We start from the raw sequence: 2,759 nt of genomic DNA on the forward strand, positions 1-2,759 counted from the left end.
AAGGGCGGCGACAAGCTCGCGCTGCGCCCCGAGGGCACCGCGTCCGTGCTGCGCGCGGCGCTGGAGGCCAACCTGCACAAGGCGGGCAATCTCCCCGTCAAGCTCTGGTACTCCGGCTCGTACTACCGCTACGAGAAGCCGCAGGCGGGCCGCTACCGCCACTTCTCCCAGGTGGGCGCCGAGGCCATCGGGACCGAGGACCCCGCGCTCGACGCCGAGCTGATCATCCTCGCCGACCAGGCGTACCGCTCGCTCGGACTCAGCCGGTTCCGCATCCTGCTGAACTCGCTGGGCGACAAGGAGTGCCGCCCCGTCTACCGGGAGGCGCTCCAGAGCTTCCTGCGCGACCTCGATCTCGACGAGGAGACCCGCCGCCGCATCGAGATCAATCCGCTGCGCGTCCTCGACGACAAGCGGTCCGACGTCCAGAAGCAGCTGACCGGCGCCCCGATGCTGCGCGACTTCCTCTGCGACGCCTGCAAGGCGTACCACGAGGAGGTCCGCGACCTGCTGACGGCTGCCGGCGTGGTGTACGAGGACGACGAGAAGCTGGTCCGGGGCCTCGACTACTACACCCGCACCACCTTCGAGTTCGTCCACGACGGACTGGGCTCCCAGTCCGCGGTGGGCGGCGGCGGCCGGTACGACGGCCTGTCCGAGATGATCGGCGGCCCCGCTCTGCCGTCCGTCGGCTGGGCCCTCGGCGTGGACCGCACGGTGCTCGCCCTGGAGGCCGAGGGCGTCGAGCTCGGCATCCCCGCCACCACCAGCGTGTACGCCGTACCGCTCGGCGACGAGGCGCGCCGAGTGCTCTTCGGGCTGGTCACGGAGCTGCGAAAGGCCGGGATCGCCACGGACTTCGCCTACGGCGGCCGTGGCCTGAAGGGCGCGATGAAGAACGCGAACCGCTCCGGCGCCCGCTACACGATCGTGGCCGGCGAGCGTGACCTCGCCGAGGGGGCGGTGCAGCTCAAGGACATGGAGTCCGGCGAGCAGGAACCGGTCGCGCTCGACGCGCTCGTGAACACGGTGCGGGCCAGGCTGGCCTGAGCCAGGAGCTGTTGCCCACCGCTGTGCCCGCCCGGCCTCCCCGGGCGGGCACAGTCCGTCGGAGCACCCTCAGCCCCACCGGCCTGCCTGCCGGCGGGTTCCGGAAGCGCGCACGCTTCCGTCCCGTCAACTCCGCGAGGCCGGATTCACCGTGCCGGACGTTTCCGATGCGGACCGCTCAGTGGCGTCCGGCGCCGCCGGGCCGGTGCTGCGGACAGGGGCCGCCGCCCCGTCACGGCTGCGGTGACCCTGCGGAATGCGGGTCCCGTCAGCGGCACGGGTTTCTCGGGGCCACCGGTTCCGGCTTTCCCGGCGCACACCTTTATGCCGATCGAACGGGTGGCCGCACGGGTGGTGCGGCACAATGACGATGCCCGGCCGGCTACTCAGTGATGGAACGGCGATATGACGATGGCAGCGGTAGACCACTCCTCCTCCCGGCAGGACGAGGACAACGGCGCGAAGACCTACGGCGGAAGCCGCGCGCTCGCGCTGCTGCTGGTGATCACCGGCGCTGCCGGGCTGCTCGCCGCCTGGGTCATCACGATCGACAAGTTCAAGCTGCTCGAGGACCCGAGCTTCACCCCGGGCTGCAGCCTGAACCCGGTGGTCGCCTGCGGCAACATCATGAAGAGCGAGCAGGCGTCCGCCTTCGGCTTCCCCAACCCGATGCTCGGCATCGCCACCTACTCGGTGGTCATCGGCATCGGCATGGCGCTCCTCGCCGGCGCCCGCTTCCGCACCTGGTACTGGCTGGGCCTCAACGCGGGCACGCTGTTCGGCGTCGGCTTCTGCACCTGGCTGCAGTACCAGTCGCTGTACAACATCAACTCGCTCTGCCTGTGGTGCTGCCTGGCCTGGGTCGCGACGATCTTCATGTTCTGCTACGTCACCACGCACAACATCAAGCACGGCATCCTGCCCGCCCCCGCCTGGCTGCGGAACACCCTCACCGAATTCCACTGGGTGCCGCCGGTGCTCTGGATCGGGATCATCGGCATGCTGATCCTGACCCGCTGGTGGGACTTCTGGACCAGCTGACGCGCCGGGAGGTCCTGTCAGTGGGGTGACATAGGCTTCCTCAGGTGGAGCCCGACCTCTTTACCGCAGCAGCCGAAGACCGCCAGGAGAAGGACCCGTCCAGCAGCCCCCTCGCTGTCCGGATGCGTCCTCGCACGCTGGACGAGGTCGTCGGCCAGCAGCACCTGCTCAAGCCGGGGTCGCCGCTGCGCCGCCTCGTCGGCGAGGGCGGCGGAGGGCCCGCGGGCCCCTCGTCGGTGATCCTGTGGGGCCCGCCCGGCACGGGGAAGACGACCCTCGCGTACGTGGTCAGCAAGGCCACCGACAAGCGCTTCGTCGAGCTCTCCGCGATCACCGCGGGCGTCAAGGAGGTCCGGGCCGTCATCGAGGGCGCGCGCCGCGCCACCGGCGGCTTCGGCAAGGAGACCGTCCTCTTCCTCGACGAGATCCACCGCTTCTCCAAGGCCCAGCAGGACTCCCTGCTCCCGGCCGTGGAGAACCGCTGGGTCACGCTGATCGCGGCCACCACGGAGAATCCGTACTTCTCGATCATCTCCCCGCTGCTGTCGCGCTCCCTGCTCCTCACCCTGGAGTCCCTCACCGACGAGGATCTGCGCGCGCTCCTGCGCCGGGCGCTGACCGACGAGCGGGGGCTGGGCGGCGCCGTCACCCTGCCCGAGGACGCCGAG

3 protein-coding genes are annotated in these 2,759 nt (G+C 70.4%); all 3 read left to right on the top strand.

The genetic code is table 11. The annotated features are described in order from the left end of the window. On the top strand, window positions 1–1,050 hold a 1,050-nt coding region (gene hisS / locus VN520_RS29235), incomplete at its 5' end, for a histidine--tRNA ligase (RefSeq protein ID WP_325749957.1). Between the two features lie 405 nt (window positions 1,051–1,455). Next, window positions 1,456–2,091, top strand: coding sequence for a vitamin K epoxide reductase family protein (locus VN520_RS29240; RefSeq protein WP_325749958.1), 636 nt, complete (start codon window positions 1,456–1,458; stop codon window positions 2,089–2,091). 44 nt (window positions 2,092–2,135) lie between these two features. After that, on the top strand, window positions 2,136–2,759 hold a 624-nt coding region (locus tag VN520_RS29245), incomplete at its 3' end, for an AAA family ATPase (protein ID WP_325749959.1).

The organism is Streptomyces sp., from assembly GCF_035563135.1.
Taxonomy (GTDB): Bacteria; Actinomycetota; Actinomycetes; order Streptomycetales; family Streptomycetaceae; genus Streptomyces.

Coding starts and splice junctions, on each gene's coding strand:
- VN520_RS29240 (WP_325749958.1), top strand. CDS start 1,456: ATGACGATGGCAGCGGTAGACCACTCCTCCTCCCGGCAGGACGAGGAC.